20 protein-coding genes and 1 tRNA gene are annotated in these 24,422 nt (G+C 63.2%); 5 read left to right on the top strand and 16 right to left on the bottom strand.

Annotated features, from left to right (window positions below):
- From NKH98_RS00345 to NKH98_RS00305, 9 genes are all read right to left on the bottom strand, one after another.
- Positions 1-942, bottom strand: a complete 942-nt coding sequence (locus tag NKH98_RS00345) for a 2-hydroxyacid dehydrogenase (protein ID WP_352895817.1) — start codon at positions 940-942, stop codon at positions 1-3.
- Between the two features lie 95 nt (positions 943-1,037).
- Entirely contained in the window at positions 1,038-2,666 is a 1,629-nt protein-coding gene (locus tag NKH98_RS00340; protein WP_352895815.1) for an ABC transporter ATP-binding protein, read from the bottom strand.
- Positions 2,663-3,163, bottom strand: coding sequence for a type II toxin-antitoxin system VapC family toxin (locus NKH98_RS00335; protein WP_352506117.1), 501 nt, complete (start codon positions 3,161-3,163; stop codon positions 2,663-2,665). The genes NKH98_RS00340 and NKH98_RS00335 overlap by 4 nt, the downstream gene beginning before the upstream one ends.
- Positions 3,163-3,396, bottom strand: coding sequence for a hypothetical protein (locus NKH98_RS00330; RefSeq protein ID WP_352895812.1), 234 nt, complete (start codon positions 3,394-3,396; stop codon positions 3,163-3,165). The genes NKH98_RS00335 and NKH98_RS00330 overlap by 1 nt, the downstream gene beginning before the upstream one ends.
- Before the next feature lie 120 nt (positions 3,397-3,516).
- Positions 3,517-4,656: an ABC transporter permease gene (locus NKH98_RS00325; protein ID WP_254816204.1), complete on the bottom strand. Its 1,140-nt coding sequence runs from the start codon at positions 4,654-4,656 to the stop codon at positions 3,517-3,519.
- Positions 4,656-5,750: a microcin C ABC transporter permease YejB gene (locus tag NKH98_RS00320; RefSeq protein WP_352895809.1), complete on the bottom strand. Its 1,095-nt coding sequence runs from the start codon at positions 5,748-5,750 to the stop codon at positions 4,656-4,658. Before NKH98_RS00320 ends, NKH98_RS00325 begins: the two co-directional genes overlap by 1 nt.
- 30 nt (positions 5,751-5,780) lie before the next feature.
- Positions 5,781-7,649, bottom strand: coding sequence for an extracellular solute-binding protein (locus NKH98_RS00315; protein WP_352895806.1), 1,869 nt, complete (start codon positions 7,647-7,649; stop codon positions 5,781-5,783).
- Entirely contained in the window at positions 7,649-9,532 is a 1,884-nt protein-coding gene (locus tag NKH98_RS00310; protein ID WP_352895804.1) for an extracellular solute-binding protein, read from the bottom strand. The genes NKH98_RS00315 and NKH98_RS00310 overlap by 1 nt, the downstream gene beginning before the upstream one ends.
- A 173-nt stretch (positions 9,533-9,705) precedes the next feature.
- On the bottom strand, positions 9,706-10,359 hold the full coding sequence (locus NKH98_RS00305; protein WP_352476004.1) for a c-type cytochrome: 654 nt from the start codon (positions 10,357-10,359) through the stop codon (positions 9,706-9,708).
- Between the two features lie 192 nt (positions 10,360-10,551).
- On the opposite strand from NKH98_RS00305, the gene NKH98_RS00300 reads away from it, so the two are divergent.
- Positions 10,552-11,280, top strand: coding sequence for a 3-deoxy-manno-octulosonate cytidylyltransferase (locus NKH98_RS00300; RefSeq protein ID WP_023676856.1), 729 nt, complete (start codon positions 10,552-10,554; stop codon positions 11,278-11,280).
- A 33-nt stretch (positions 11,281-11,313) separates the two neighbouring features.
- Positions 11,314-12,177: a prephenate dehydratase gene (locus NKH98_RS00295; RefSeq protein WP_352644444.1), complete on the top strand. Its 864-nt coding sequence runs from the start codon at positions 11,314-11,316 to the stop codon at positions 12,175-12,177.
- A gap of 7 nt (positions 12,178-12,184) precedes the next feature.
- Here the strand turns inward: NKH98_RS00295 and NKH98_RS00290 are convergent, their stop codons facing one another.
- Together NKH98_RS00290 and NKH98_RS00285 are read right to left on the bottom strand one after the other, a co-directional pair.
- Entirely contained in the window at positions 12,185-12,541 is a 357-nt protein-coding gene (locus NKH98_RS00290; RefSeq protein WP_352895802.1) for a hypothetical protein, read from the bottom strand.
- A 55-nt stretch (positions 12,542-12,596) separates the two neighbouring features.
- Entirely contained in the window at positions 12,597-13,541 is a 945-nt protein-coding gene (locus tag NKH98_RS00285) for a methyltransferase domain-containing protein (RefSeq protein WP_352895800.1), read from the bottom strand.
- A gap of 108 nt (positions 13,542-13,649) precedes the next feature.
- Here NKH98_RS00285 and NKH98_RS00280 point away from each other — a divergent pair, with 108 nt between their 5' ends.
- Positions 13,650-14,660 carry a ligase-associated DNA damage response exonuclease gene (locus NKH98_RS00280; protein WP_352895797.1) on the top strand — a complete coding sequence of 337 codons (1,011 nt, stop codon included), beginning with the start codon at positions 13,650-13,652 and terminating at the stop codon, positions 14,658-14,660.
- A gap of 238 nt (positions 14,661-14,898) precedes the next feature.
- Positions 14,899-16,500 (top strand): cisplatin damage response ATP-dependent DNA ligase, encoded by a 1,602-nt coding sequence (locus NKH98_RS00275; protein ID WP_352895795.1) that lies wholly within the window; start codon positions 14,899-14,901, stop codon positions 16,498-16,500.
- A 101-nt stretch (positions 16,501-16,601) separates the two neighbouring features.
- Here the strand turns inward: NKH98_RS00275 and NKH98_RS00270 are convergent, their stop codons facing one another.
- The gene (locus NKH98_RS00270; RefSeq protein ID WP_352895792.1) at positions 16,602-17,759 is read right to left on the bottom strand and encodes a hypothetical protein; all 1,158 of its coding nucleotides are present in this window, start codon (positions 17,757-17,759) and stop codon (positions 16,602-16,604) included.
- Positions 17,760-18,101: 342 nt separating this feature from the next.
- On the opposite strand from NKH98_RS00270, the gene NKH98_RS00265 reads away from it, so the two are divergent.
- Positions 18,102-18,177 (top strand) — tRNA-Thr (locus tag NKH98_RS00265).
- Between the two features lie 318 nt (positions 18,178-18,495).
- Here NKH98_RS00265 and NKH98_RS00260 read toward each other — a convergent pair.
- Genes NKH98_RS00260 through NKH98_RS00245 form a run of 4 tightly spaced genes read right to left on the bottom strand, consistent with a single transcriptional unit; the run spans position 18,496 to position 24,326 of the window.
- Complete coding sequence (locus NKH98_RS00260) at positions 18,496-20,085, bottom strand: indolepyruvate oxidoreductase subunit beta family protein (RefSeq protein ID WP_352895790.1); 1,590 nt, start codon at positions 20,083-20,085, stop codon at positions 18,496-18,498.
- On the bottom strand, positions 20,078-22,231 hold the full coding sequence (locus NKH98_RS00255; protein WP_352895787.1) for a thiamine pyrophosphate-dependent enzyme: 2,154 nt from the start codon (positions 22,229-22,231) through the stop codon (positions 20,078-20,080). Before NKH98_RS00255 ends, NKH98_RS00260 begins: the two co-directional genes overlap by 8 nt.
- Before the next feature lie 44 nt (positions 22,232-22,275).
- Entirely contained in the window at positions 22,276-22,755 is a 480-nt protein-coding gene (locus tag NKH98_RS00250) for a MarR family winged helix-turn-helix transcriptional regulator (RefSeq protein ID WP_352455076.1), read from the bottom strand.
- Positions 22,755-24,326, bottom strand: a complete 1,572-nt coding sequence (locus NKH98_RS00245) for a phytoene desaturase family protein (RefSeq protein WP_352895786.1) — start codon at positions 24,324-24,326, stop codon at positions 22,755-22,757. The genes NKH98_RS00250 and NKH98_RS00245 overlap by 1 nt, the downstream gene beginning before the upstream one ends.
- Between the last annotated feature and the right edge of the window lie 96 nt (positions 24,327-24,422).

Genomic DNA, 24,422 nt, shown 5'->3' with positions numbered 1-24,422 from the left:
TCAATACCCCGCGTCGCGATCCACCACATTTTCCAGCGCTTCGCCGCGCTCGAAGGCGTCCATCTGACGCAGCATGATCGGCGCCAGGTGGATCGGATCGGAAGTTGCCGCCGCGTGCGGCGTCACGAACACTTTCGGGTGGCTCCATAGCGGGCTGGTCTTCGGCAGCGGCTCGACCTCGAACACGTCGAGGCTGGCTTCCTTCAGCGTGCCGTCGTCCAGCGCGCGCAAAATGTCGGCGTCCTTCTGCAGCCTGCCGCGCCCGGCATTGATCAGCACCGAGCCGCCGAGGCCGTTGCGCTTGCGCAGCTCCTTCAGCACGCCGTGGTTGATGATGCCGTGCGTCCGTGGCGTCAGCGGCAACAGCACCACCAGGATATCGGTGGCGTTGAGGAACGGGATCAGGCCGGCCTCGCCCGCGTAAGTCGAGACACCTTCCATCGGCCGATCGCTGCGCGACCAGCCATTAACGGGAAAGCCGAGCGACAACAGTACCGATGCCGCCGCGCGGCCAAGCGTGCCGAGCCCCATGATGCCGACCGAGATGTCGCCGGCCGGCCGCTGCTGCGGCTCGTGCCAGATCTTCTTCTGCTGCTGGGCGCGGTAGAGCATGCCCTGGCGATGGTGGTCGAGCACTCGCCAGACGACGTATTCGGTCATGTACTGGGTAAGGTTGTCGGCGACCACCTTGACGACCGGTACGTCGGGCAAGGTGGGATCGGCGAAAATGTGGTCGACGCCGGCGCCGATCGAGAAGATAGCCCGCAGATTAGGTAGCGACGACAACAGGTTCGGCCGCTGTTTCCACACCACCGCATAGGTAATCGAGGGATCGCCGGCGCCATTCGGCTCGAGCACCACTTCGCGCTCCGCCGACAGCAGTTCGCGCCAGCGCAGCGGATGAATACCGGTGAGGGCAAGCAGGATGCGGCCTTTTTCCATTGCGGATTGTTTTTCCCTTTTACCAACAGCGTTCGCGTCCGCACTTGCAGGGGCGCGGCAGCGTTTTGATTTTGTGCATGATCTCTGGCGAAAATCTACTCGCTGACGATACCGACCGGCGCCGTTTCGATCTTGAAGGCGGCCGAGATCAACGCCTTTGTATAGTCGGTCCGCGGGTTGCCGAAAATCTGTTCGGAAGGACCGGCCTCGACGATCCTGCCGTTGCGCATGACGATGACTTCGTTGGCGAGCGCGCGGATGACCCTCAGATCGTGGCTGATGAAGAGGTAGGCGAGGTCGTGCTTGGCCTGCAGGCTGCGCAAGAGGTCGACGACCTGCGCCTGCACGCTCATGTCGAGTGCCGAGGTCGGCTCGTCCAGCATGACGAAACGCGGGTTGAGCACCATGGCGCGCGCGATGGCGACGCGCTGGCGCTGGCCGCCGGAGAATTCGTGCGGATAGCGATTGCGCGTCGCCGGATCGAGGCCGACTTCCTTCAGCACGTCGACGACACGCTCGTCGCGCGCATCAGGAGACAGTTTCGGCTCGTGGATCTTCAACCCTTCCTCGATGATCTCGGCGACCGACATGCGCGGACTGAGCGAACCGAACGGATCCTGGAAGACGATCTGCAACTCGCGCCGCAACGGCCGCATTTCGCTGAAGGACAGCTGATCGATGCCGCGTCCGTTGAACTGGATGGTCCCCGTCGACGAGATCATCCTGGCCAGCGCCAGGCCGAGTGTCGTCTTGCCTGAGCCGGATTCGCCGACGACGCCAAGCGTCTGACCGGCCCGCACGGTGACGTCGATGCCGTCGACCGCCTTCACATTGTCGACGGTGCGCCGGAAGAAGCCCTTCTTGATCGGAAACCAGACCTTGACGTCCTTGCCGACCATCACCGGCTTGGCGGCCTGGTTGGCCGCCGGCGGCTTGCCTTTCGGCTCGGCGGCAAGCAGATGCCGCGTGTAGGCGTGCTGCGGATTGGCGAATATCTCCTTGGTCGGGCCGGTCTCGACGATCTTGCCCTTGGTCATCACGCAGACCCGGTCGGCGATCTTCCTGACGATGCCGAGATCGTGGGTGATGAACAGCATCGACATGTTCTTGCGGCTTTTCAGGCCGGCCAGCAATTCGAGGATCTGCGCCTGGACGGTGACGTCGAGCGCCGTCGTCGGTTCGTCGGCGATCAACAGTTCAGGCTCGTTGGCGAGCGCCATGGCGATCATGACGCGCTGGCGCTGGCCGCCGGAAAGCTGGTGCGGATAGGCGTCGAGCCGTTTTTCCGGTTCGCGGATGCCGACCTCGTGCAGAAGTTCCAGCGTGCGCGCCTTGGCGTTGCGATCGCCCAGGCCCTGGTGCAGCTTCAGCACCTCGACGATCTGCTGCTCGATCGTGTGCAGCGGGTTGAGCGAGGTCATCGGCTCCTGGAAGATCATGGTGATCTTGTTGCCGCGCACGCGGCGCAAGTCTCTCTCGTCCGCGGCAAGCAGGTCGGCGCCGAGGAACAGGATCTTTCCCGACGGGTGGCTGGCGGTCGGATAGGGCAGCAGCTTCAGCACCGACAGCGCGGTGACCGACTTGCCGGAGCCGGATTCGCCGACCAGCGCCACCGTCTCGCCCCTGGCGAGGTCGAAGGAGATATGGTCGACGGCGATCGACTGGCTGCCGCCTTGCGTGAAGGCGACGCTGAGGTCCTGGACCGAGAGGAGAGGGGGGGTCATAGCTCAACTTCCGCGACAACCCTGTCCAAGGCGGAAATTTCCGGTCGTATGATCGAAATTTTGGCTGCCATTTGAGGGGGGACGAGACGATTTGGTGCGATAGAATAGGTCTCTTTCAACCTCGTGTCCGCTGTCAGAAATTGGGTGCAGCCGAAGTGCATCGCTGTGGAAAGATGGATCGCGTCTGGTAATCTCAACGAAAGGAATTCCGAACGTAACTGTGCTGCGTGCCAGAGAACGTCGCGAGTTATCGTCCCAATTGAGATGAAGGCATTGCCGATTGAAATATTGTCGTAGAGCTCGATCAGTCGCTCATTGTTCTTTCTCAAGGGATCGACCATCAACTCCGCGAGCACGATCTCACTCGTCGCCAGGAAAGGCTGCTTTCTGCCCTCGTTCAGTGAAATGAGCTGAAGCAGTTTGTTTGCAAGCGCATCATTGTTTTCAAAGGCATAGATGAAAATGTTGGTGTCGACATAAAGCCGGACTGCAGCCATCAATCCTCCCACTCATCGCGGAGGGCACGAACACGCGCGACAGCCTCGTCGAGGCTTGTTCCCGGCGCGTTGGCCTGAGCATCCCGCATGAGTTCAAGCAATTGTTCGCGGCCAAGGGGCCTGTTGGCCTCCTCCTCCACTGTCACTCTGACCGAGGCGCTCGGAGCTATGCCTTTTCGCAGTTCATCCGGGAGCTTCGATGCCGGGTAGTGTTCAAGGATGACCCTATTCATAACCCTTTCCTTCCCCAATGTGCGGATTGACGGATTGCACGGACGCCAACACCGTCATGGCTCCGGGTTCGCTCGATATCGGCCGGAATATAACATGCCGAATGCCAGCCCGCATCGCCCTCATCTGAACGTCTTGCGCGGATCGAAGGCGTCGCGGGTGGCCTCGCCGACGAAGACCAGCAGCGACAGCATCAGCGAGATGACGACGAAGCCGGAAATGCCGAGCCAGGGGGCGTTGAGGTTGCGCTGCGCCTGCTTCAACAGTTCGCCCAGCGAGGCGGAGCCGGGCGGCAGGCCGAAGCCGAGATAGTCGAGCGAGGTCAGCGTCGAGATCGAGCCGCTGAGCAGGAAGGGCAGAAAGGTCAGCGTCGCCACCATGGCATTGGGCAGCAGATGCCGGAACATGATGGTGATGTTGGGCACGCCGAGCGCGCGCGCCGCATTGACATATTCGAAGTTGCGGGCGCGCAGGAACTCGGCCCGCACCACGCCGACCAGCGCCACCCAGGAGAACAGCAGCATCAATCCGAGCAGGATGAAGAAGCCGGGCGGCAGGATGGCGGCGACGATCAAGAGCAGGTACAGCACCGGGATCGCCGACCAGATCTCGATGAAGCGCTGGAAAAGAAGGTCGGTCCAGCCGCCGAAATAGCCCTGCAAGGCGCCGGCCGCCACGCCGATCAGCGCCGAGCCGGCGGTCAGGATCAGGCCGAACAGCACCGATATCCTGAAGCCGTAGATGACGCGCGCCAGCACGTCGCGGGCCTGGTCGTCGGTGCCCAGCCAGTTCCAGTTGCCGACGTTGCAATTGGGGTCCGCTTCGCCTTTCGGATACTGGTTGCAGCGCGTCTTCTTGTCGTAGAGCCAGGACGGCTTGGTCGGTGCTGCTTCGGGAATGGCGTTGTTGACGGTCTGGTAGGAGTAGCGCACCGGCGGCCAGACCATCCAGCCATTGGCATTGATCTCGTCCTGGATGACCGGGTCGCGGTAGTCGGTAACCGCATAGAAGCCGCCGAACTTCTCCTCGGGATAGGCGACCAGGACCGGAAACAGGATCTCGCCCTTGTAGGAGGCGATGATCGGCTTGTCGTTGGCGATCAGTTCGGAAACCAGCGACAGCACGAACAGGAACAGGAAAATCCACAACGACCAGTAGCCGCGCCGGTTGGACTTGAAGTTCTGCAGGCGCCGCTGGTTGAGCGGCGACAGAAAGGGCCGCGCGATCCGAGGCGGCGCCGTTTCGGCTGTCGCCTGCGCCATCAGACGTCTCTCCGCTCGAAGTCGATGCGCGGATCAACCCAGGTATAGATCAGGTCGGACAGCAGCCCGACGAACAGGCCAAGCAGCGAGAAGATGTAGAGATTGGCGAAGACCACCGGATAGTCGCGCTGCACCACCGAGTTGAAACCAAGCAGGCCGAGGCCGTCGAGCGAAAAGATGTTCTCGATCAGCAGCGACCCGGTGAAGAATGCCGAGATGAAGGCACCGGGGAAACCGGCGATGACGATCAGCATGGCGTTGCGGAAGACGTGGCCATGAAGCACCTGCCGCTCCGACAGGCCCTTGGCGCGGGCTGTGACCACATATTGCTTGCGGATTTCCTCGAGGAAGGAATTCTTGGTGAGCAGCGTCGTCGTGGCGAAGGCCGACAGCACCAGCGCCGTCAGCGGCAGGGTCATGTGCCAGAAATAGTCGACAATCCGCTGCGGCCAGGACAGCTGGTCCCAATTGTCGGAGGTGAGGCCGCGCAGCGGAAACCAGTCCCAGAACGAGCCGCCGGCAAACAGCACCATCAGCAATATGCCGAACAGAAAGCCCGGAATGGCGTAACCGACAATGACGACGCCGCTGGTCCAGACGTCGAAGGTGGAGCCGTCCTTGACTGCCTTGCGGATGCCGAGCGGGATCGAGATCAGATAGGACAAGAGCGTGATCCACAGTCCAATCGAGATCGACACCGGCATCTTTTCCAGGATCAGGTCGAGCACCGAGATGTCGCGGAAATAGCTGTCGCCGAAATCGAAGCGGAGATAGTTCCACAGCATCATGCCGAAGCGCTCGAGCGGCGGCTTGTCGAAACCGAACTGCTTCTCCAGCTTCTTGATGAATTCCGGGTCGAGCCCTTGCGCGCCGCGGTATTTCGAGCCGACGTCGCCGGCGACATCGAAATTGGCGCCGCCGGCATCACCCCCGCCGCCGCCGAGGCGATCGCTGCCGCCCTGGTTGGTCAGCCTGGCAATGACCTGCTCGACCGGCCCGCCCGGCGCGAACTGGATGACGGCGAAGGATACCGCCATGATGCCGAACAGGGTCGGGATCATCAACAGGATGCGGCGCAGTATATAGGCGCCCATCAGGTTCCCTGCCTCGCTTGTGCAAAAATCTCAGCCTTTGCCAATCTTTGCCGCCTTGTCTTTGTCGAACCACCACAGCGTCTCGACCGGAAAGCCGTAATCCGGCTTTTGAGCCGGAAAGCCGAACATGTCCCAATAGGCGCTTCGGTGATTCGCCAGGAACCAACTTGGAATCCAATCGCGGCGCGCGCGCAAGACCCGGTCGAGCGCCCGCATCGCCACGGTCAGGCTCTCGCGGTCCTTGGCGGCTCCGACCACGTCGATCAGCGCATCGACGGCGGGGCTCGATATGCCCGGCAGATTGCTCGACCCGGGCACGGTTGCGGCGCTCGAGTGAAAGAATATTTCGAGATCGTCGCGGGTCGGCGACGCTGGAAACGAGAAGGCGGCCGAGATGAGGTCGAAATCGAATGTCGATTGCCGCAACTGATATTGCGCCGGATCGACCAGCCGTATCGAGGCGTCTATGCCAATCGCTTTCATGTTCTCCGCCCAGGGCGAGAAGGTACGCGCGAGAGTGTCATCATCGACTAGGAACTCGGCGGACAGTCTCCCGCCTTTGTCGTTGACAACGAAATCGCCGGATCGTTTCCAGCCGGCCTCGTTTAGAAGCTTCGCCGCCTGGCCAAGTAATTTTCGGTCGCGGCCAGAACCGTCGGAACCCGGCTGCACGACCGCTTCGCCAAAGGTCTCAGCCGGCACATGGTCGCGCAGCGGCTCCAGCAAGGCGAGTTCTTCAGGCGAAGGCATGCCTTCGGCACGAAAGTCCGATTTCTCGAAGCACGATCGCGAACGCTCATAGGTGCCAAAGAAGAAATTACGCCGCGTCCATTCGAAATCAAAGCAGAGCGCGATCGCCTGCCGTACCCGCGCGTCGCGAAAGTGTTCACGTCGCTGATTGACGGCCGTAGCCTGCATGGAAGGTAATTTTTCGCTGGGGAATTCGCGCTTTACCACCTTGCCGGCGATGAACGCCGGAAAGTTGTAAGCCGTTGCCCAGACGCGCGCGGTCGCTTCCTCCCGGTAAACGATCTCACCTTTCTTGAAAGCTTCGAAGCCGGCCATGCGGTTTTGGTAGAACTCGATACGGATGCGGTCGAAGTTGTTTTGACCGCGATTGACCGGGAAATCGCGGCCCCAATAGTCAGGCACGCGCTCGTATTCGATCCATGCCCCGGCCGACCAGCGTCCAACCTTATAGGCACCGGAACCAAGCGCCGGTTTAAGTTGCGAGGAATCGAAAGGATTGGCGTCGTAAAAGACCTTCGACACGATGGGGAACTCGACGACGTTAAGCAACGTGCGGGCAGAATGTTTGCCGGAAAACACCAAACGCAGCGTGCGCGCGTCGACGGCGACTGCGTCGTCTAGATGCTTCAAGGGCAACGACAGGCTTGGGTGGCCCTTGTCCTTGAAAAGCTTGAAAGTAAAGGCGGCGTCTTGCGCGGTCAGCGGCGTGCCATCATGAAAGCGCGCTTCTGGCCGCATTGAAAACTCGAAGCTGTTGCGATCCTGAGAAACTGTTACGCCGTCGGCAAGCAGGCCGTAAACGGCGTCCGGCTCGTCCAACGCCCGGACCATCAGCGCGTCGAAGCACATCCCCATACGCGGCGGCGCGTCGCCCTTGGACGTGAACGAGTTGAGCGTGTTGAAGGTTTCCGTATTCTGATTGTAGCCCCAGTTGGGCGGGGAGAAATTGAAGATGCCGCCGGTTGGCGCATCGACGTTGACATAGTCGAAATGCGTGAAATCCGGCCCGTATTTGAGATCGCCGAAGGCCGACAACCCGTGCAGTTTCACGCCGGTTGGAATGGCCGCGAAAGCCCGGCCGGGCAGCAGCGCTGCGGCCGCGGCGGCACCGCCCAGGGCGAGGAAGTCGCGACGGGGCAGCGCCGCCATCAATTGCCGCTCTTGTATTTGGCCGCCAGCGCCTTTTCCTTGGCCGGGTCGATCCACCAGGAATTCTGGTCGACGCCGCTATAGGCGGGCTGCTTTTCCGGCATACCGAACTTGTTCCAGTAGGCGAGCCAGACCACGGCGCGGTAATATTGCGGCACGACGTAGAAATTCCACAACAGCACCCGGTCGAGCGCATGGGTGGCGGCAACGAGATCGTCGCGGTCGGTGGCATAAATGATCCGATCGACCAGCGCATCGACGACCGGATTCTTGATGCCGGCGTAATTGCGCGATCCCGGCGAATCGGCGGCCTTGGAGCTCCAGAAGTCGCGCTGTTCGTTGCCGGGAGAGTCCGACTGGCCGAGTTGCCATATGATGACGTCGTAATCGAAATGCTTGCCGCGGTTGATATACTGGGTCTGGTCGATCAGGCGCAGCGTCGCGTCGACGCCGATCTTGCGCAGATTGGCGATATATGGGCTGGCGATGACCTGGTCGGTGTCGTTCCAACCGAGGATCTCGAATTTGAACGGTTCGCCGGTCTTGGCGTTGACCATCTTGCCGCCCTTGATCACCCAGCCGGCCTTGGCGAACAGATCGACCGCGGTCTTCAGGTATTTGCGCTCCGCCTGCGGCGTGTCGTAGACCGGCAGCTTGAATTCCTGGGTGAAGACTTCGGGCGGCAGCTTGTCGCGGTACTGCTCCAGGATCTCCAGTTCCTTGCCTTGCGGCAGGCCGCTCGACGCCAGTTCCGTGCCTTGGAAATAGCTGCTGGTGCGGGTGTTGGAACCAAAGAACAGGGTCCGGTTCATCGTCTCGAAGTCGAACGGGTACATCAGCGCGGCGCGCACCAGGCGATCTTGGAACAGCGGGCGCCTGGTGTTGAGCATGAAGGCCTGCATCGGTTCGGGCGACGCGGTCTTGAATTCCTTCTTGATGACGTCGCCGGCCTTGACTGCCGGAAAATCATAGAATGTGTTCCAGCGCCTCGAACTGTTCTCCGGCTTGATGTCGTCCAAGCCGCCCTTGGTAAAGGCCTGCCAGGCGGCGTTGTCGTCCAGAAAATAGCTGAAACGCTGCCTGTCGAAATTCTCGCGGCCGATTTTTACGGGCAGCTTGGCCGCCCAGTAATCGGGTACGCGCTGCCAGATGATTTCGGACCCCGGCTTGAAGCTGGCGATCTTGTAGGCGGCCGATCCCAGCGGCGGCTCCAATGTCGATTTGGTGACGTCGCGTTTCTTGCCACTGGCGTCCGTGCCTTCCCACCAGTGCTTGGGCAACACGACGAGGTCGCCGATGATCTTCGGTAGCTCCCGGTTGCCTTTCTGACTGAAGTGGAACTCGACCTCGCGGTCGGAGATGGCGACGGCGTCGGTGACGTTTTCGAAATAGCGGCTGTACATCGGGCTGTTGGCCTTCAGTACCTGGAACGACCAGATCACGTCGTCCGTGGTGATCGGCTGGCCGTCATGCCATTTGGCCCGCGGGTCGAGCCGGTAGGTCGCCGAGGAATAGTCGGCCGGATATTTATAGGCGTCGGCGATCAGCGGATGGCTGGTGCTGCCCTCGTCGGTCGCCTGCTCCATCAGCGTGTCGTAGAGCAGGCCGCCGCCGAACTGTGCAAAGCCGGCGGCCGGCGAACCCTGCACGATGTAGGGATTGAAGCTGTCGAACGTGCCCAGCACAACCGAATTCAGCGTGCCGCCCTTCGGTGCATCCGGATTGACGTAATCGTAGTGCTGGAAATTGTCGCCATATTTGGATTCGCCGATCAGCGACGAGGTCGTGCGCCATTGGTCCGCGAAGGCCACCTGCAGGCCGCTGGCAAAAGCAGCCAGCATCAGCACTGATTTCAGAAGCGTCCGCGCTCGGCCAACCGTCATGCGTTCTCCTCTTCGCGATATAGCGCCGTCACCATAGCGTCTGGGCCCAATCTAGATCATTTGGCGGCGCTGAAAACCGCAACCGAGTGGCTTTGTCGTCGCATATGCATTTTCCCAAACGAAAAAGCCGGGCTGAACCCGGCTTTTTCAAGGATTATGTCATTACAGTTTTGTTATTTTGCGGGTGCGGCCGGAGCGGCCGGAGCGGCGCCTTCTGCCGGCTTGGCAGGGGCTGCACCTTCGGCCGGCTTGGCGGGCGCGTTCTCGGCCGAGGCGCCGGGGGCCGGCAGTGGCTTCGGATTGTCCGACAGCGTGCGCAGATAGGCGATGACGTTGGCGCGGTCCTCATCCTTCGGCAGGCCGGCGAAGCCCATCGCCGTGCCCTTCACGAACTTCTTCGGCGAGGTGATGAAGTGGTTGAGATTGTCGTAGGTCCACTTCTCGCTGCCGCCCTTGGAGAACTCCTTCATGCCGGCCGAATAGGCAAAGCCCTCATGCTCGGCGACCGGACGGTCGATGATGTCCCACAGATCGGGGCCAACCTTGTTGGGGCCGCCTTTTTCGCCGGAGTGGCAGGCCTGGCATTTCTTGAAGATGGCGGCACCCGCTTCGGCGTTGGCGGTGGCCAGCAGCTCGGCGATCGGCTTGGCCTCCGCGGCGGGAGCGGCCGGGCCGCCTTCGGCGGGCTCGGTCGCCTCGATGGCGAAGCCGGGCTTTTCCGGCGTCGGCGAGGCAAACAGCGCGTCGGATACGATGCCAACGGAAAAGACAATGAACACCGTGCCGAGGAAACCGGCGAGCAGCTTGTTGACTTCGTTGGAATCCATACGCCCCAGGCTCCCTTTTCCGGCGGACCGATCCGTCCACTCCGTCCGTCGGTATCGTGAACCACCCTGCAAGGCGGTCAAATCGCGCGGAAACTAGGTCTTTTGCTCCGGCGTTGCAACACCTATAAGGGCGCTGCCAGTGAGACCTTTTGCCACTTTTGTCCCCCTCTTTTTCGAGCCCCTGCCCGCCTCATGTCCACGCTCATCCTGATCCCGGCCCGCATGGCCTCGACCCGCCTGCCGGGCAAGCCGCTGGCCGACATTGCCGGCACTCCGATGATCGTCCACGTCGCCCGCCGTGCTGCCGAGGCGGGGCTCGGCCGGGTGGTCGTCGCCACCGATACGCAAGGCGTTGCGGAGGCGGTGCGCGCGCATGGTTTCGAGGCGGTGATGACGCGGGCGGACCACGAAACCGGTTCCGACCGCATCTTCGAAGCGCTGACCATTCTCGACCCTGGCAACAGCGTCGAGACCATCGTCAATGTGCAGGGCGATCTGCCGACCATCGACCCCCTTGTTATCGGCGCCGCGCTGAAGCCTTTCGAGAACGCGGCGGTGGATATCGCCACGCTCTGCGTCGAGATCGTCCGCGATGAGGAAAAGACCAATCCGAACGTCGTCAAGCTGGTCGGCTCGCCACTCTCGACGACGCGGCTCAGGGCGCTCTATTTCACCCGCGCTACCGCCCCTTGGGGCGAAGGCCCGCTCTACCATCATATCGGCCTCTATGCCTATCGCCGCGCCGCACTCGAACGCTTCGTTGCGCTAAGGCCGTCGCCTCTGGAGCGCCGCGAGCGGCTCGAGCAGTTGCGGGCGCTGGAGGCTGGCATGCGCATCGATGCGGAGATCGTGCAGTCGGTGCCGCTTGGCGTCGATACGCCGGACGATCTCGAACGCGCCAGGGCGCTCCTTTCCAACTAAGAAATTCTTCCCCCAATTCCCGAGACTCCGCGCATGCCTGAAAAGACCAACAAAATATCCTTCCAGGGCGAGCCGGGCGCCAATTCCGACACCGCCTGCCGCAACATGTTCCCTTCGATGGAGCCGTTGCCGTGCCCGACCTTCGAGGACGCCTTCAACGCCGTCGAGACCGGCAAGGCCGATCTGGCCATGATCCCGATCGAGAACACCATTGCCGGCCGCGTCGCCGACATCCATCACCTCTTGCCGGAATCGAAGCTGCACATCATCGGCGAATACTTTCTGCCGATCCACTTCCAGCTGATGGTGCTGCCGGGCGTCAGGCGCGACGAGATCAGGACCGTGCACAGCCACATCCACGCGCTCGGCCAATGCCGCAAATACATCCGCAAGAACGGTTGGAAGGCGGCGGTTGCCGGCGATACCGCGGGCGCCGCCAAGATGGTCGCCGCGATGAAGGACCGCACCATGGCCGCGCTGGCGCCGGCGCTGGCCTCGACCCTCTACGGACTCGAAATCATCGAGGAGAATGTCGAGGACACCGACAGCAACGTCACCCGCTTCGTGGTGCTGACCAAGAACAAGCAATGGGCCGAACGTCCCTCGGCCGACGCCAAGATGATGACGACCTTCATCTTCCGCGTCCGAAACGTGCCGGCGGCGCTCTACAAGGCGATGGGCGGGTTTGCCACCAACGGCATCAACATGACCAAGCTGGAAAGCTACCAGCTCGGCGCGTTTACAGCGACGCTGTTCTACGCCGACATAGAGGGCCATCCCGACGATCCGCTGGTGAAGCTGGCACTCGACGAGTTGCGCTTTTTCTCGCGCGAAATGCGCATTCTCGGCGTCTATCCCGCCAGCGCCTCGCGCGAGCAGTGGAAGGTGGCGGATTAGGATCCGGTCAGGTCAGGCCGAGCTTGTTCTTTTTGGCCGGCTTGCCGCATTCGCGGCGGGCAATCGACCGGTTCATGGCGTCGATCTTGCCGCTTGCCTGGTCGGCGTCGCGCTTGGCTTTTGAGCGGATATCCGGCGTGAACGGGCCAAAGCCCGTCGCCGGGTTGGAGAAGGACGGCTCGGCGTCCACCGGCAGATGATATTGCTGCGCCAGGCCGTTTCGTTGCGCCAGCAATTGATCGCAAGGCACCTTGTCATACAGCAGCGAGGACTGGACGTTTTCGTCCTGCCGTTCGGACATCGAATTGCCGACGCAGCCAGCCATCGCCAGGCAAGATGCCAAGACCGTCATGTTCCAGCGCATGAACGTGCTCCTTGTCTTTCGCCGCTGCGGCTTCTCATGCGCAGCGGCAGAAGTCTTAGCCAGATTTTACGCTGCCGGAAAGCAAGCTTGCCACTACGGCCAGCCCTTCGACCGGTTCGCGGCGATCCTGCCGGATGATCGTTGCCTGCAGCGACAGGATCGAAAAGCCGTCGGCATCCAGAACCCGCTCTATATAGCCTCGCGAATGCGCGTAGCGGCGCGACGGCTGCAGGGCGAAATCGGCGCGGTCAGACGATTCTCCGCCCGGGAGCGTCTCGACAGAGAACGCAAACAGACCGCCGCCGGCAAGCATTCCGGCAATCTTGTTCACCACCCTGTCGAGTGCGCCGACATAGATGAACACATCGGCCGCCGTCACCAGATCGGCTTTCGGGCCAGAATAGCAAAAATCCTGCAGGTCCGTCTTGACGAGCAGATCGTAGCGGCCTTTGGCGCGCGCCTGCCGCAGCATGCCGGCCGAGATGTCGTAACCCTCCAGCCGATCGGCGATCGGCCGCAGCTTCTGGCCCATGAGGCCGGTACCGCAGCCGAGATCGAGCGCCAGCGAAAACCGGCCCGGCCGTGCTGCCCGGATGGCGCGGTCGAGGCATTCGGGCAGACGGTAGCCGAGCCTGTCGACCAGCTCACTCTCGAAGCTTTCGGCATAGTGGTCGTAAAGCGTCTCGACAAAGGCGCTGGGCGGCGCCTGGGCCGCCGCTGCCCTGCCGATCAATTGCAGCTTGAGCACCGCGCCGAGCCTGTCCGCCGGGTCGAGCCGCAGTGCCGTCGTCCAGGCCTGCGCGGCACGATCGGGCGCGCCCGCCGCTTCCTGCATCTCGCCGAGGCGGAACCAGCCGGCTGGCCATTGCGGCGCCAGTTCGAGAGCGCCGAGCAGCAATTCCGCGGCGGCCGCATGATCGCCGGATGCATAGAGCATTTCGGCATAGTCGGCGCGGCGGTCGGCGGTCAAATCGCCGGACGAGGTCTGGAGCGGTTTCATCGTGATCGAGTTCCGCCGGGTGTTTGCAGCCGGCTTGCGCTCTATGCTGGAGTCAGCAGTGACTTACAACAGGCTTCCCGCGCCGGAATTAGCGCCTATCTTGGGGCCATGCGCGCCAGCGACCTGCTTCATCCCCGGCCGGAAGGGCTGTATTGCCCGCCCGGCGATTTCTTCATCGACCCGGTGCGGCCGGTCAACCGGGCGCTGATCACGCATGGTCATTCCGACCATGCCCGCTCCGGCCACCGCTCGGTAATGGCGACGCAGCAGACGCTCGATATTATGGGTCTGCGTTACGGCGAAGGTTTTGCCGGAACCACGCAAGCCGCAGTGCTCGGCGAGACGATTGCGCTAGGCGGTGTGGCCGTCAGCTTTCACCCGGCCGGCCATGTGCTGGGCTCGGCGCAGATCAAGGTCGCGCATCAGGGCACATGCATCGTCGCGTCCGGCGACTATAAGCGCCAGAACGACGCGACCTGCGAGCCGTTCGAGCCGCTCAAGTGCGACGTCTTCATCACCGAGGCGACGTTCGGCCTGCCGGTGTTTCACCATCCGCCCGATTCCGACGAGATCGCCCGGCTGCTGAAATCGACCGAACAGTTTCCCGAGCGCACGCATCTGGTCGGCGCTTATGCGCTGGGCAAGGCGCAGCGTGTCATGCGGCTGCTACGCGATGTCGGCTACGAAAAGCCGATCTACATCCATGGTGCGCTGGCCAAGCTCAGCGAATATTACCAGAGCCAGGGCATCGATCTCGGCACGTTGGAACCGGCGACCGTCGAGACCGGCCAAAAAAGCGACTTTGCCGGCGCCATCGTCATCGGCCCGCCATCCGCCTTCGCCGATCGCTGGGCGCGGCGTTTTCCGGATCCGATGTCGTGCTTCGCCTCAGGCTGGATGCGCATCCGCCAACGCGCCAAGCAGGGCGGCGTCGAGCTGCCGCTGATCATCTCCGATCACTCCGACTGGGACGAGCTGACAGCAACGATCAAGGAGACCGGCGCGGAAGAAATCTGGGTGACGCATGGCCGCGAGGAGGCGCTGGTGCGCTGGTGCGAACTCGAAGGCATCGCCGCCAGGCCGCTGCATCTGGTTGGCTATGAGGACGAGGGCGATTGATGGCAATTGTTGAACCACCAATCGCGGGCGCCGCGATCCTTCACACCCCCCTCTGGCCTGCCGGCCATCTCCCCCGCAAGGGGGGAGATTGGCTTCTTCGCCGCCGCGCTCATTCCAGCGACGTTCGAGATTGGCGAAACCAGTCGCGACATCCGATCTCCCCCCTCGTGGGGGAGATGTCCGGCAGGACAGAGGGGGGCGCGAAGGATCGCAAACTTCCCCCCTTGGCGCCCCTCCCATGAACCGCTTCGCCGAGCTTCTCGACCGGCTGGTGCTGACGCCGTCGCGCAATGGCAAGCTGACGCTTTTGACCGATTATTTCCGCAGCGTCGAGGATCCGGATCGCGGGCTGGCGCTGGCGGCCATTACCGGCGATTTTTCCATCGCCGCGGTCAAGCCGGCAATGCTGCGCACGCTAGTGATCGAGCGCATGGATCCCGTGCTGTTCGGCTATTCCTACGACTATGTCGGCGACCTGGCCGAGACCGTGTCGCTGGTCTGGCCGCAATCGCCTCTCGATATTGCGGACCACGCGCCGACGCTGGCCGAGGTGGTGGCCAAGCTGCAGGCGGCAAGCCGTTCCGACGGGCCACAGGTGCTGGCCCGGCTGCTCGACAGCGCCAGCACGTCCGCGCGCTTTGCCATCATAAAGCTGGTCACCGGCGGCCTGCGCATCGGTGTTTCGGCGCGGCTCGCCAAGCAGGCGCTGGCCGATTTCGGCAAGGTCGATATCGCCGAGATCGAGGAACTCTGGCACGGGCTGACGCCGCCTTATGCGGCTCTGTTCGCCTGGCTGGAGGGCAAGGCGGAAAAACCCAGGAAGACGGCGCTGGCGCTGTTCAGACCAGTGATGCTGTCGAACGCCGTCGGCGACGGCGACCTCGAAAAGCTCGACCCGGCCGACTACGCGGCCGAATGGAAATGGGACGGCATCCGCGTCCAGGCGGTTTGCGAAGGCGGCATTCGCCGGCTCTATTCGCGCACCGGTGACGATGTCTCCGGCGCCTTTCCGGATCTTGCCGAGGCGATGGATTTTTCAGGCGCCCTCGACGGCGAGCTTCTGGTCGGTGACCCCAGGCAGGCGACGGGCACGTTCTCGGACCTGCAGCAGCGGCTGAACCGCAAGAGCGTGTCACCCAAGATCCAGCAGCAATACCCCGCCTTCATGCGCTGCTACGATGCGCTGCAGATTGGTGACGAGGATGTGCGCGGACTTCCCTTCCGCGAACGGCGCCGCCGGCTCGAGGCCTTCGTCAGGACGCTCGATCCGAGTCGCTTCGATCTGTCGCCGCTGGTCGAATTCACCACCTGGCAGGTGCTGGAGGAATTGCGCCGCAAGCCGCTGCATCCGGTAATCGAAGGCGTCATGCTGAAGCGCTGGGATTCGCCCTATGTGGCCGGGCGACCGAAGGGCCCGTGGTTCAAATGGAAGCGCGATCCGCACACGGTCGACGCCGTGCTGATGTACGCCCAGCGCGGCCACGGCAAACGCTCGAGCTTCTATTCCGACTACACATTCGGCGTCTGGTCCGGGCCGGAAGGATCGGAGGAGCTGGTGCCGGTGGGAAAAGCCTATTTCGGCTTCACCGACGAGGAACTGAGGCAAATCGACAAATATGTCCGCGACAATACGATTGAGCGCTTCGGCCCGGTGCGCTCGGTACGGGCCGACCGCAGACAGGGCCTGGTGCTGGAGGTGGCATTCGAAGGGCTCAACCGTTCGACGCGGCACAAATCCGGCGTCGCCATGCGCTTTCCGCGCATTTCGCGGCTGCGCTGGGACAAGCCGGCGGCGGAAGCCGACCGCATCGAGACGCTGCAGGCGCTGCTCGATAGTTAATGCATGTCGCGCAAAAGCGTGCAGCGGTTTTGCGGTAACGACATGCATCAAAACAAGAACCTAAACTGCGTCGCATGAGGCCGGTCCGAACGCCACGTGCTTTACGGAACGACCGAGACGCGAATCTCGTAGATGTCGACCGACTTGCCCTGCTTGTCGAAGTCGGAATTGATGGCGATGGTGCCGGCAGCACCTGGATGCTTGTCGGGAAAGCGCACGTCGAACAGATATTCATTGCGCTCGCGACCGACGGCATAGCGTTTGCGGCCGCAGTCGCCGAGTTCGCCGAAATTGCAATCGACGGAAATCTGCGTCTCCTGGCCCTCCTCGGAGCGCGCGATGATGTCGAATGTGGCATGCTTGCCGGCGAGTTTTTCCAGCACGCCTTGCCCGACGTCGAAGCTGATGGCCGAACCGGATGCACCCGAGCGGATGCGCAGGAAGGAACCGCTTTCGTCCTGGATAACGTCGGCCTTGGCGTCCGACGGTGCATTGACCTGCGTCGGGTCGCCCGGCGAAAACACGTTGATCCAGTCGCGCGCCTGGTCCGCCTCGCCCTGCTTTGGCGGCGAAGCGGTGTTGTCCGGCGTGAAATCATCGCCGTCGACCGTTGGCGGCGCTTCTGGCGGCGCCGTGTCGAGCTCGGTCGCCGATTTGAAGACGCCGGTCTGGTTGGCGAAATAAAGGCCGATGCCGGCGGCTGCGAGCAGCGTCACACCGAAGAAGATCGCGGTCAAAGGCAGGCGCCGCCGCCTCGCCCGCCGGTCGTCGCGGTCGGGCGTCACTTCCGCGTCGTCTGTTTCGGCGTCGGTTTCGGCCGGAGCCGAGGCTCCCATGTCGATCACCGGCGCTTCGGGAACAGGCGCATCGGGCATTATGTCGGGGACGACCGGCAGGACGCGCGACCGGGGCGCATCGGATTCGGGCGGCTGTGCCGGACTGTCAACGACGACATCGGGCGACGGCGCGGGCTCGGCTTCGGCTTCGGCCAGAGGCTCCACCTCCGGTGCTGCCTCCAAACTGTCGGTCGGCGCGGCGACGTCGGCAACCGCCGGCAGGAATTCCGATTCGATTTCGGTGATCTTCGCCTGGACCGCCTTGCGGCGCTTGATGGCGACTTCCACGGTGACGTTTGGATTGGCCTGCAGGGCACGGTCGAGTGCCGCGAAAGCCGATCGGTAGACCCGCTCGCGAAACGCCCGGTCGTCGGCATTGCCTTTCTCGAAGGCGTTGCGGATCGCTTTTTCGATCGCGTCCAAACGAATTCCCTCTGCAATTTCACTCACATTGTCATGATCGTTAGCCGCAGGCGACCAATCAATCAACAAGCGAGCGGGTGCATTCTGCCTTGCCGGGGGAAACAAAGCTCATTTCGGCGGTTTTCGGTAAAGAAATCAACCTTTTTCGCTGATTCTTCCGTCACGGCCACGACGTGACGGACGGGGCGGCCTGCCGATACGGCATCGCATCGGCGCGGCGGCTGCCCTTGTGCCCGTCCTGGGACGGAGACGAATTGCTCGTCCTGAATTCGCGGCAGCCATCTTGAATTCGCGGCCGGTTGCGTCTATCACCCAGCCCATCTTGGAAGCACGGCTTCCCGGGCCGCTTTAGCTCAGTTGGTAGAGCACATCATTCGTAATGATGGGGTCGCGTGTTCGAGTCACGCAAGCGGCACCAGTTATCCTTGGAATTGCTGGCAAATTTTAGCCCTGTCTGTTAGAGAAGTTATTTGGACGCAAGCCCAAATAAGCGAAATCCATGTCCGTAACCGACACGTCGGGCAGTCCGGATTTCCAGGGTGCCCTTCGTAGTTCAAACAAGCGCCGGTTGCTTCTCGTAGTAGAGCGGGATGTGTTGCGCCTGTCGCGGGAGTAGAAGTCGGCGTGCTGGAGGCGGCGATCGCTGAGATCATTGGCCTGAGAATTGCCGTGCAGACTGCCGCGTCGAAGGCGACATGGAAGACAGACTGAGTTGCAGCCGGATCGAACGAGCGCCTCAGCTCGGCGAGGTGTCGCCCAGCGACGCCACGGTCTTCAGCGCGCCGTCGAGCATGGCGCCCTTCTCGTCCTTCAGCGCCGCTTCGCGCAGGCGCCGGATCCAGTCGGCGGCGTCCGGGCGGCCCTTGACCATGTCCAGCGCCGACAGCACCCGGTCGAATTTCGACTGCGCGCGGGCGTGGGTGTCGCTGTAACCCTTGATCAGCCGGCGGCAGTTGAGGATCTCCGTACCAAGCGCGTAGTCCTGGCCGACCTGGCCCAGCGCCAGCGCATACCAGCGATCGAGATGCGCGGTCTCGACCTTGTGGCGCAGCAGGCGGCGGCGCCAGCGGCGCAAGCCGCCGATGAACCACAAAGCGGCAAAGCCGGCGAAACTGTCGGTGCGGATGTGGCGGCCGCGATTGATGCGGCGGTCGAGAAAGGCGGCGAGCTTCGGCCGGTCCTCGATGTAGCTGCCGAGCCCGGCCGGCAGCGTGCCGCAGAATTCCTCGATGCGCGGATGGAAATATTCGGTCACCTGCAGGACTGAGCCTTGCTTGACACCGACTTCGCGGCGTACGCGCTGGTCGCGCGTCGAGCGTGTCTTCAGATCGGCGACGCGGATCATGTCATCGTAGCACATGGCGTTGGCCAGATGCTTGGCCGCGGCGATCGACAGCACGTAGTCATGTTCGGCATTGTCCAGGACGACCGCCCGGTCGAGCCGGTCGAGATACTCGCCACCATAGGCGATGTCCTGGTAGTCGACGACTTTTTTCAGGCCGCGAAGCGCCATGTCGTGCACGGGTAAAGGCAAAGCAGCGACGCGCGCCGCCAATTGTTGCCAGCCCTTCAACAGGCTTTCCGGGCCGCTGACATTTGTCGCCGCGGCCGAGCGGGTTTCAGCGGCCGCAGGGTGTGCAGTCTTGTCGCCCGAAGGCGCACTCGCGATGGCGCGCGCCCGATCGTAGGCGGCGGCGAAGGCAGCGAGGCTTGCCTTGACGCCGCGGCCGCCGGCGCCGATGGCCTGCTCATAGCTCTCGCGTGTGAACGGCAAGGCATCGGACCCGGCCAGCGCGCCGAGCAAGCTGGCCGAGATCATCGAGCCGTTATCGACGGCGATCTTCTCCATGTCGAAGGCGATGAAGCGCTTGGCCGCGGCTTCAGCCGTGGCATGGACCTTCGAGGACGATGCGCGGCCGTCGCCGGGTTCGATCTTCTCGGAGACCGCTGCGATGCGGTGCGACGAGGCGATCAGCGTGGTGCGCTCCGGCGTGACGAACCCGCGGATGATGGCGCGGCCGGCTTCCATCAGTTCGGCGGCGATCAATATATCGACGTCGCCCTGCGACGGCGACAGCGCGAAGACCGGCAGCCGGCCGGTGTCGCGGCACATTTCGACATAGTAGATGGTGGCGCCGGTGCGCTGGGCGACGCCGGCAACCGAGGTCGATTGGGCGACGTAGCCGTTGCGCTCGGCGACGTCGGTGATCCAGTCGGCCAGCACACCGCCGCCCTGGCCGCCGACCGCCAGCACGGCAAGCTTTATGACGCGCTCATCGTCCAGCGCGCCGGCCTTGGAACGGGTTGATGGGACAGCGTCAAGCATCGGCAAATATCAGCCGCCGGGTTTCGCGGCGGCGCTGCAAGAGGCGGATCGTGGCGCGCCGCGCGGCTTCAAGCAAACGGTCCCAGCGGCTTGGATTATGCACCACGTCGGCCCGGTAGAAGGATGGGCACAGCACCGCCGCATCGGCAACCTCGCCGCAATTGCCGCAGCCGACGCAGCTCTGGTCGATATGCGCCACCGGATCATCGCGCAGCGGGTCATCGAGCGACTTCACCGACAGCGACGGACAGCCGGAGAGCCGCATGCAGGCATGGTCGCCGGTGCAGATGTCCTCGTCGACGCCGAATTTCGGCTTGACGACCCGCTCACCGCCCTTGATCGCCTTGTCGACCAAAGGCTTCTCGCGACGCTGGCGGTTGAGCATGCATTCGGACGAGGCGACGATGACTTTCGGGCCCTTCTCGTCCGTCGTCAGCGCCTCGCGCAGCGTGTCTTGCATCCTGGTCACATCATAGGTGCGGTCGATGTGGCGCAGCCATTTGACGCCCATGCCTTTCACCGCCTCGGTGATCGGATGCTTGGTCGACTTGGTCTTGTTGCCGGCGCGGGAGGAAAGGATATCCTGCCCTCCCGTCGCCGCCGAATAGAAATTATCGACGATGACGATGACGCCATCGTTCTTGTTGAACACGGCATTGCCGATCGAGGAGGTCAGGCCGTTGTGCCAGAAGCCGCCGTCGCCGACGAAGGAGATCGAGCGGCGCTTGGCATCGGGCGAGTTGAACGCCGAGGCCGAGGCCGGCCCCAGCCCGTAGCCCATGGTGGTGGCGCCGAGCTCGAAAGGCGGCATGATCGAGAACAAATGACAGCCGATGTCGGAGGCGATGTGGTGCTTGCCCAGCTCCTGCTCGACCAGCTTGGTGGCGGCGAAGATCGGCCGCTCCGGGCAGCCGACGCAGAAGCCGGGCGGCCGGCCCGGGACGACGTTGATCAGGTCGGCGGTGTCGAGCCCGTCGCCGATCTTGTTGGGCGCGCGGACCTCGCTTGGCAGCAGATGCGGGATGGTGGCACGCAGGAACGATCCGATGCCGTCGAGCATCACCTGGCCGGTATATTCGCCGGCCATAGGCAGATGTTCCTTGCCAACGAGCTTGGTGCCGCGGCCGGCCTTGTGCAGCATCGCGGCAAAGGCCTGTTCGATGTAGTTGGGCTGGCCTTCCTCGACGACGAGCACGGCGTCCTTGCCTTCGCAGAAGGACAGGAATTCGTCATCGACCAGCGGGTAGACGGCGTTCAGCACATAGAGCGGCACGTCGGTGTCGCCATAGGTGTCGGCGAGGCCGAGCCGCTGCAGCGCCCGGATGACCGAATTGTACATGCCGCCCTGCATGACGATGCCGACCGAGCCGTGCTCCGGGCCGAAAAACTCGTTGATCTTATTGGTACGGATGAAATCGACCGCCGCCGGCCAGCGTTTCTGCACCTTTTCTTTCTCGTGCAGGAAGGACGCGGGCGGCAGCACGATGCGGCCGGTGTCGCGGCGCGGCGCCTCGAGCGCATCGGCCACCGTCATCGCCGGGCGCTTGTTGTCCTTGGCGATGAAATGGCCGTGGACATGGCAGCAGCGAATGCGGACCTGCAGCATGACCGGCGTGTTGGAAACCTCGGACAGCTCGAAGCCGTCCTCCACTGCCTTGACGATCGACGGCAGGTTCGGGCGCGGGTCGAGCAGCCAGACCTGACTCTTCATGGCGAAGGCGTGGCTGCGCTCCTGCATGATCGAGGAGCCTTCGCCGTAATCCTCGCCGACGATGATCAATGCACCGCCGGTGACGCCGCCGGAAGCGAGATTGGCGAGCGCGTCGGAGGCGACATTGGTGCCGACCGTAGACTTGAAGGTGGCCGCGCCACGGATCGGATAGTGCACCGATGCCGCTAGCATGGCGGTGGCGGTGGCTTCCGAGGCGCTCGCCTCGAAATGCACGCCGAGCTCGCCCAGGATATCCTGCGCGTCGGCCAGCACGTCCATCAAATGGCTGATCGGTGCACCCTGATAGCCGCCGACATAGCCGACGCCGCATTGCAGCAGCGCCTTGGTGATGGCGAGAATGCCTTCGCCGGAAAACTCCTCGCCGGCGCCGAGCCTGAGCTTTTCGACTTCCTTGGCAAAAGACCGTTCGGCCATTTTGGACTCCTTCCGTTGCCGCCGGGATCCGGCGGCGCGTAAGCTTAGATGTCGTGCTTGCGAATGTTCTTCAGCATCTTCTGCAATGTCGCGATCAGCGCCGCGTATTCGGCATCGTCGACATCGTCGAACATTGCCTCGAAAGCATCGTGCATGGCCGGCCAGGCGCGCGCGAACTCGGCGCGGCCATCGTCGGTCAGGAACACATGGCGGATACGGCTGTCGGTGACCCCCTGCTCGCGCCGAACAAACCCTTGCCCCTCCAGCGTGTCGAGTGTCCGGCTCAAGGTCGACTGCTCGATGACGGTATAGACCGAGAGATCGTTGACGGTGACGCCATCGGTGACCGACAATACGGCCAGCGTGCGCACCTGCGGAATGGTCAGGCCTTGCTTGCGGAAATTGTCGCGCAGCGTGGCGTTGTAGCGGCCCATGATGCGGTTCATCAGATAGGGCGCGAACTGCTGCAGGCCGATCTGGCCCAATGTCGAGATGCGCTGGCGTTTTTCAACCTTCTGTTCCATCACAGCCTCCCCGCCAGGAGAAAGCCGGAGCCGCCGCCCAAGCCAGCACCCGGATGGGTCGAGGCACCGATGTGGTAGAGACCCCTGACCCCGGTTTCGTGGTTGCGGCTCGTCTTGAACGGCCGCCACAGAAACGACTGGTCGATGGTCGAGGAACCGCCATAGGGGTCGCCGCCGACCAGATTGATGTTCATCGCTTCCAGGTCGGCCGGCGAACAGGCGCGGCGTGCGATGACGCTGTTCTTGAACCCATCGATATGGCTGGCGAGGATCGCTTCGGCACGGTCGGCATAGGCTTCGCGCAGCGCCTCGGTCCAGCGACCGTCTGCCGGTGTCTGCAGTTTGCCGGCGGCATCGCCCTTGATATGGCGTGGCGCCTCGGGCAGTTGCAGCCACAGGACCGCCTTGCCGTCCGGGCAGCGCGATGGGTCGAGCGCGTGCGGCTGGCCGACGCACATGGTCGGCACCTCCGGCAGCATGCCGCGCACGGCTTCGTTGCAGGCCTTCGAGACGCCGTCGAGCCCCGGCGTCAGATGCAGCAGCGCGACCTTGTCCAGGCCCTCGCCGCGCCATGCCGGCGGCTTGTCCAAGGCATAGTGGATCTGGAAATTGCCCTTGCCATAGCGGTATTTTTGCGCTGCCTCGACGTCGGCTTTTGAAACCGCACCGCCGAGCAGCCGCCCGTAAAGCTGGGTCGGCGTGACCGAGCAGATGACGCTCTTGTTCGCCGTGACCGTTTCGCCCGAAGCCAGCCGCACCCCACTGGCGCGGCCATTGCTCTGAACGACTGAGGCGACATCAGCGCCAGTGCGGATTTCGCAACCACGTTCCCTGATCAGCGCTTCGAACGCGGACAGCAGATTCCTGGCACCGCCCTTGACGATCGGCGCGCCGGCCGCTTCAAGCGCGAAGGCGATGACCTTGGCGATCTGGCCGGAGAACGCGTCCTCAGGCCCGAGGCCGGCATGCAGCACCCAAGGCGCCCACAGCGCGCGCATCGTTTCCGACCGGTAGGTGCTTTCCAGCCAACTGCGCGCCGGCACCAGCGCGCTGCCGACAAAGGCGGCAAGGCCGCGCGGGCCGCGCCGCCAGGCTTCGCCCGCCAGCAGCCTGGCCGTCGGGTAGGACCACAGGCTGCCGCCGAGCAGACCGAACAGCAGACCGGCGTTGCGCTCGATCTCGCCGACATCGTTTGCGTGCCGGTCGCCGTCACCCGCGGCAAGCGCATTGGCCGCCGTGACATTGGCGATACGATCGGTGCGCAGGATGGCGTGGCTGCCGTCCGGGCGCAGCACGCCGGTCGGCGTGGAGGTGTTGCAAAACTCCAGGCCGTGCCGCGCCAGATCCTTGCCCAGCGCCGCATAGGCCGGTGAGGTGATGAACAGGACGAAGGTCGTCGCCATCACGTCGTGGATGAAGCCGGGCGCGGTGATCTCTTCGGTGCGCATGCAACCGCCGATGCGGTCGTTGCGCTCGAGCACCAGCACCTTCGCCCCCTTGCCGCCAAGCATCGCCGCGCAAACCAACGCGTTGATGCCGCTGCCGACGATGACGTGATCGATATCGCTCATCGAGGGTTGCTCCTAACCGGCAGGAGTTCAATTGCAGAGATTGGCGCTCTACGGCGCCCCCCTCTGTCCTGCCGGACATCTCCCCCACTCGGGGGG

The sequence above is a fragment of the Mesorhizobium sp. M0833 genome (genome assembly GCF_040319905.1).
Lineage (GTDB): Bacteria > Pseudomonadota > Alphaproteobacteria > Rhizobiales > Rhizobiaceae > Mesorhizobium.
The sequence above is the reverse complement of the archived record's forward strand: the minus strand, read 5'-3'. Positions and strand labels throughout refer to the sequence as shown.